A 5,786-nucleotide genomic window follows, 5' to 3' on the forward strand; every position below is an offset into this window, starting at 1 on the left:
GAAATGGTGATGCCCGGTGACAACGTGACGATCACCGTCAAGCTGATCGCCCCGATCGCCATGGAAGAAGGCCTGCGCTTCGCCATCCGCGAAGGCGGCCGCACCGTCGGCGCCGGCGTCGTCGCCAAGATCATGGAGTAAATCCAACGAGGACGCGGTCGCCGCCAGGCGCTCCGCGTTTCCGGTTGGAGCGTAGCGGTTAGCGGTAGAGGGGTATAGCTCAATTGGCAGAGCGTCGGTCTCCAAAACCGAAGGTTGTAGGTTCGATTCCTACTGCCCCTGCCACCTGAGTGGCGCGCCCGCCGGAAGGCGGGCAACGAAACAGTCAGCAGCACAGTGCCACAAGCAGTGTGCAGGACCCGAAACCCGCCCCTGGCGGGTTTGGCGCCTCAACCGGCGCCGGATTTGAAGCAGGAACCAGCCACACCATGGCCACTTCTCAAGTTGAAACCGTCAGCACCGGCGCCGACAAGGCCAAGCTGGGCGTCGCCGTGGCCCTGGTGATCGCGGCGCTGGCCGGCTTTTACCTGCTGGGCCGCCAGGGCCCGCTGGCCCAGTGGGGCGCCCTCATCGTGGGACTGGCCGCCGCGTTCGTCGTGTTCATGACCGCCGAGAGCGGCCGGCAGTTCGGCGCCTTCGGCCGCGACTCCTGGAAGGAAGTCAAGAAGGTCGTCTGGCCCTCGCGCAAGGAAGCCGTGCAGATGACGCTGTACGTCATCGGCTTTTGTGCCGTGATGGCCCTGTTCCTGTGGCTGACCGACAAGACCCTCGAGTGGGTGTTCTACGACCTGATCCTCGGGTGGAAGAAATAATGGCCGATTCCGCGAACACCGCTGACACCAACGCCGCCGAGACCCCGGCTGCCGCACCCGCCAAGCCGGTCAATCCCGACCTGCGCTGGTACGTCGTGCACGCCTATTCCGGCATGGAAAAGGCCGTCGAACGAAACATCCGCGAGCGGATCAATCGGGCGGGCATGCAGGACATGTTCGGCGAAATCCTGGTGCCCACCGAGGAGGTGGTCGAGATCAAGAACGGCCAGAAGCGCAGTTCCGAGCGTCGCTTCTATCCCGGCTACGTGCTGGTGCAGATGGTGATGAACGACGACACCTGGCACCTCGTGAAGCACACCAACAAGGTCACCGGCTTCGTGGGCGGTGCCAAGAACCGCCCGGCGCCCATCAGCGACGACGAGGTCGCCAAGATCCTCGGCCAGATGGAAGAGGGCACCGAGAAGCCCCGCCACAAGGTCGAATTCGTCGTGGGCGAGTACGTGCGGGTCAAGGACGGCCCGTTCACCGACTTCAACGGCACCGTCGAGGAAGTCAACTACGAGAAGAACAAGGTGCGGGTCTCGGTGACGATCTTCGGTCGCGCGACGCCCGTCGAGCTGGAATTCAGCCAGGTCGAGAAAACGTAAAAAAGGGACGGGCCCGCCCCGTTCCAGGTCTTCCTGTCTCCCGGCTCGGCAGGAAGCGTGTCTCCAAGAGCCGCCAACCCCGGGGAGCCGCGGCCGCAGTGCCCAGGCGCTATCACCCGCAAGGAAAGTAAACCATGGCGAAGAAAATCGTCGGTTTCGTCAAGCTGCAAGTGCCAGCTGGCAAAGCCAACCCGTCCCCCCCGATCGGCCCGGCGCTGGGCCAGCGCGGCCTCAACATCATGGAGTTCTGCAAGGCGTTCAACGCGCAGACCCAGGGTGTCGAGCCGGGCCTGCCGCTGCCGGTGGTGATCACCGCCTACGCCGACAAGAGCTTCACCTTCATCATCAAGACGCCGCCCGCGACGGTCCTGATCAAGAAGGCCGTGAAGCTGGAGAAGGGTTCGGCCACGCCGCACAGCAACAAGGTCGGCAAGATCACCCGGGCCCAGCTCGAAGAGATCGCCAAGACCAAGCTGAAGGACATGAACGCCGCCGACGTCGACGCCGCGATCCGCACGCTGGCGGGCTCGGCCCGTTCGATGGGCATCACCGTGGAGGGCGTGTAAATGGCCAAGCTGACCAAGAAACAGAAAGCCCTCGAAGGCAAGATCGACAGCACGAAGCTGTACCCCCTGACCGACGCCTTCGGCCTCGTCAAGGAATGCGCCAACGCCAAGTTCGATGAGTCGATCGACGTGGCCGTCCAGCTCGGCATCGATCCGAAGAAATCCGACCAGGTCGTGCGCGGCGCGGTCGTGATGCCCAACGGCACCGGCAAGACCAAGCGCGTGGCCGTGTTCGCGCAGGGCGCCAAGGCCGATGAAGCCAAGGCCGCCGGCGCCGACGTGGTCGGCATGGACGACCTGGCCGCCCGCGTGAAGGCCGGCGACATGCCGTTCGACGTGGTGATCGCCGCGCCCGACGCGATGCGCGTGGTCGGCCAGCTGGGCCAGATCCTCGGCCCGCGCGGCATGATGCCGAACCCCAAGGTCGGCACCGTGACGCCCGACGTCGCCACGGCGGTCAAGAACGCCAAGGCCGGCCAGGTGCAGTTCCGCGCCGACAAGGCGGGCATCATCCACGCCAGCATCGGCCGCCGCTCGTTCGAGACGGACAAGCTGCAGGGCAACCTGGTGGCGCTGGTGGACGCGCTGAACAAGGCCAAGCCGGCCACGAGCAAGGGTGTGTACCTGAGGAAGATCGCGGTCTCGTCGACCATGGGTGTGGGTGTCCGCGTGGACACGCAATCCATCTCGGCGTAATCGCAAGGGAAATTGGCCGGTCCGGGAAGGGACCGGCCGATGTGGTGGGCCGCCGGGCTGGCGAACAGTCCGGTGGGCCATCCAAGACCGTTGGCGTGCCGGGTTGGTGGCACTTAATCCAGGGGTCGCGGGGTTCGCCTCGCGGCCGGGCCAACGCAGATGGCGATCCCGCTGCAGATGGAATTGCAAGATTCTTTCGAACAGTTTGGTCGCTGCAACGAGGCGTGTTCCCGGGGCGACCCGGGGCACATTCAAAGGAGTAGACCTTGAGTCTGAATCGCAGTGAGAAGCAAGCGGTCATTGAAGAAGTGACCAGCCTCGCCGCAAAAGCTCAAACGCTGGTGTTGGCGGAGTACCGCGGCATCACGGTCGCCGACATGACGAAACTGCGCAGCGCCGCTCGCAGCCAGGGCGTGGACCTGAGTGTTCTGAAGAACACGCTGGCCCGCCGGGCCGTGGCCGGCAGCCAGTTCGAGATCGCCGGCGACCAGATGACCGGCCCGCTGATCTACGGCTTTTCCGTCGACGCCGTGGCCGCCGCGAAAGTGGTGGCCGACTTCGCGAAAACCAACGACAAGCTGGTGATTCGCGGCGGTGCGTTCGCGGGCAAGGCCCTCGACGTCAATGGCGTGAAGCAGCTGGCCAACATTCCTTCCAAGGAAGTGTTGCTGGCCCAGCTCTGCGGCCTGCTGATGTCGCCGATCTCGCGCACCGCGGTTGTGCTGAAGGCGCTGGCAGAGAAGAAGGGCGGCGGTGCGGAAGCGCCGGCGGCCGAGGCTGCTGCAGCCTGAGCGCGCGGAACCAATCGATCAAAACTGTTTCTAGGAAATCAACATGGCATTCGATAAAGACCAATTTCTGACGGCGCTCGACAGCATGACCGTCATGGAACTCAACGATCTCGTCAAGGCGATCGAAGAGAAGTTCGGCGTGAGCGCCGCCGCGATGGCCGCCCCGGCCGCCGGTGGCGGCGGTGCCGCCGCGCCGGCCGCCGAAGAGAAGACCGAGTTCACCGTGGTGCTGGCCGACGTCGGCGCCAACAAGGTGTCGGTCATCAAGGCCGTGCGCGAAATCACCGGCCTGGGCCTGAAGGAAGCCAAGGACCTGGTCGACGGTGCGCCGAAGCCGGTCAAGGAAGGCATTGCCAAGGCCGACGCCGACGCTGCCAAGAAGAAGCTGGAAGAAGCCGGCGCCAAGGTCGAACTCAAGTAATTCGACCCCGCGCCAAGGCTGGAGCGACCCGCAAGGGGCCTCCAGCCTTTGGCGCTTCAATGGCTGCGTGAAGAACGCACCAGCAAACGCTGTCGAACACAGCTTTTGCTCGTGTCTTCTGACCCCGACTGCAGAAGACACCTTGGTTCGGGCGATGTGCAATGCATCGCCGTCCGCCAAGGTTGGTAGTGGCCAACCGACCAAGCCGGCCCGGCCTCGTTGCACGCGAGCGCCGGGCGACAGTTGCGCAAAGAGCTTAGCCCGGAGATCCCATGGCCTATTCCTATACCGAACGCAAGCGCATCCGCAAGAGCTTCGGCAGCCGCGACAGCGTGCTCGAAATTCCCTATCTGCTGCAGATGCAGAAGGACGCCTACACCGCTTTCCTCCAAGCTGACGTTGCGCCCGGCAAGCGCACCATCGAGGGCCTGCAGGCCGCGTTCGACGCCGCCTTCCCGATCGTCTCGCACAACGGCTTCGTCGAGATGAAGTTCCTGGAGTACAACCTCGCCAAGCCGGCGTTCGACGTGCGCGAATGCCAGACGCGGGGCCTCACCTTCGCCTCGGCCGTGCGGGCGAAGGTCCAGCTGATCATCTACGACCGCGAGTCGTCCACGCCCCAGTCGAAGGTCGTGAAGGAAGTCAAGGAGCAGGAGGTCTACATGGGCGAGGTGCCCCTGATGACCGACAAGGGCTCCTTCATCATCAACGGCACCGAGCGGGTGATCGTCTCGCAGCTGCACCGCTCGCCCGGCGTGTTCTTCGAGCACGACAAGGGCAAGACCCACAGCTCGGGCAAGCTGCTGTTCTCGGCCCGGATCATCCCCTACCGCGGCTCCTGGCTCGACTTCGAGTTCGACCCGAAGGACATCCTGTACTTCCGCGTCGACCGCCGCCGCAAGATGCCGGTCACCATCCTGCTCAAGGCGATCGGCCTGACGCCCGAATCGATCCTGGCGAACTTCTTCGTCAACGACAACTTCCGCCTGATGGACAGCGGCGCGCAGATGGAATTCGTTCCCGAGCGCCTGCGCGGCGAAGTGGCGCGCTTCGACATCACCGACAAGTCCGGCAAGGTCGTGGTCGCCAAGGACAAGCGGGTCACCGCGCGCCACACCCGTGACCTCGAGCAATCCGGCACGACGCACATCAGCGTTCCGGAGGACTACCTGATCGGCCGCGTGGTGGCCCGCAACATCATCGACGCGGACACCGGCGAGATCATCGCCAAGGCCAACGACGAACTGACGGAAGCGCTGCTGAAGAAGCTGCGCGCCGCCGGCGTGCAGGACCTGCAGGTCATCTACACCAACGAACTCGACCAGGGCGCCTACATCTCGCAGACCCTGCGCAGCGACGAAACCGTCGACGAGTTCGCCGCCCGCGTCGCCATCTACCGCATGATGCGCCCCGGCGAGCCGCCGACGGAAGACGCCGTGCAGGCCCTGTTCCAGCGCCTGTTCTACAACCCGGACACCTACGACCTGTCGCGCGTCGGCCGGATGAAGTTCAACGCCAAGGTCGGCCGCAACGAGGCCACCGGCCCGATGGTGCTGACCAACGAGGACATCCTGGCCGTGGTCAAGATCCTGGTCGACCTGCGCAACGGCCGCGGCGAAGTCGACGACATCGACCACCTGGGCAATCGGCGCGTGCGCTGCGTCGGCGAACTGGCCGAGAACCAGTACCGCACCGGCCTGGCCCGCATCGAGAAGGCCGTCAAGGAGCGCCTCGGCCAGGCCGAGCAGGAGCCGCTGATGCCGCACGACCTGATCAACTCCAAGCCGATCTCCGCGGCGCTCAAGGAGTTCTTCGGCGCGTCGCAGCTGTCGCAGTTCATGGACCAGACCAACCCGCTGTCCGAGATCACGCACAAGCGCCGCGTCTCGGCC

Annotated in this window: 6 protein-coding genes, 1 tRNA gene and 2 pseudogenes; all 9 read left to right on the top strand. The window is 64.9% G+C overall.

Features of this window, described 5'->3' with window-relative positions; all coding sequences use genetic code 11:
- A pseudogene (locus VNT59_RS18215) lies at positions 1–141 on the top strand (elongation factor Tu); the annotation flags it as partial.
- A 68-nt stretch (positions 142–209) separates the two neighbouring features.
- Positions 210–285, top strand: a tRNA-Trp gene (locus VNT59_RS18220).
- 143 nt (positions 286–428) lie between these two features.
- Positions 429–812 carry a preprotein translocase subunit SecE gene (gene secE / locus VNT59_RS18225; protein ID WP_325500733.1) on the top strand — a complete coding sequence of 128 codons (384 nt, stop codon included), beginning with the start codon at positions 429–431 and terminating at the stop codon, positions 810–812.
- Positions 812–1,420: a transcription termination/antitermination protein NusG gene (gene nusG, locus VNT59_RS18230; protein WP_325500735.1), complete on the top strand. Its 609-nt coding sequence runs from the start codon at positions 812–814 to the stop codon at positions 1,418–1,420. The genes secE and nusG overlap by 1 nt, the downstream gene beginning before the upstream one ends.
- Before the next feature lie 134 nt (positions 1,421–1,554).
- On the top strand, positions 1,555–1,986 hold the full coding sequence (gene rplK, locus VNT59_RS18235) for a 50S ribosomal protein L11 (RefSeq protein WP_325500737.1): 432 nt from the start codon (positions 1,555–1,557) through the stop codon (positions 1,984–1,986).
- On the top strand, positions 1,987–2,682 hold the full coding sequence (gene rplA / locus VNT59_RS18240) for a 50S ribosomal protein L1 (RefSeq protein WP_325500739.1): 696 nt from the start codon (positions 1,987–1,989) through the stop codon (positions 2,680–2,682). It abuts the gene before it with no gap.
- Between the two features lie 266 nt (positions 2,683–2,948).
- Positions 2,949–3,473: a 50S ribosomal protein L10 gene (rplJ, locus tag VNT59_RS18245; RefSeq protein WP_325500741.1), complete on the top strand. Its 525-nt coding sequence runs from the start codon at positions 2,949–2,951 to the stop codon at positions 3,471–3,473.
- Between the two features lie 43 nt (positions 3,474–3,516).
- The gene (gene rplL, locus VNT59_RS18250) at positions 3,517–3,894 is read left to right on the top strand and encodes a 50S ribosomal protein L7/L12 (RefSeq protein WP_325500743.1); all 378 of its coding nucleotides are present in this window, start codon (positions 3,517–3,519) and stop codon (positions 3,892–3,894) included.
- Between the two features lie 272 nt (positions 3,895–4,166).
- Positions 4,167–5,786: pseudogene (gene rpoB / locus VNT59_RS18255) on the top strand (DNA-directed RNA polymerase subunit beta); the annotation flags it as partial.

This window comes from Ramlibacter sp., from assembly GCF_035554825.1.
Classification (GTDB): Bacteria; Pseudomonadota; Gammaproteobacteria; order Burkholderiales; family Burkholderiaceae_C; genus Ramlibacter.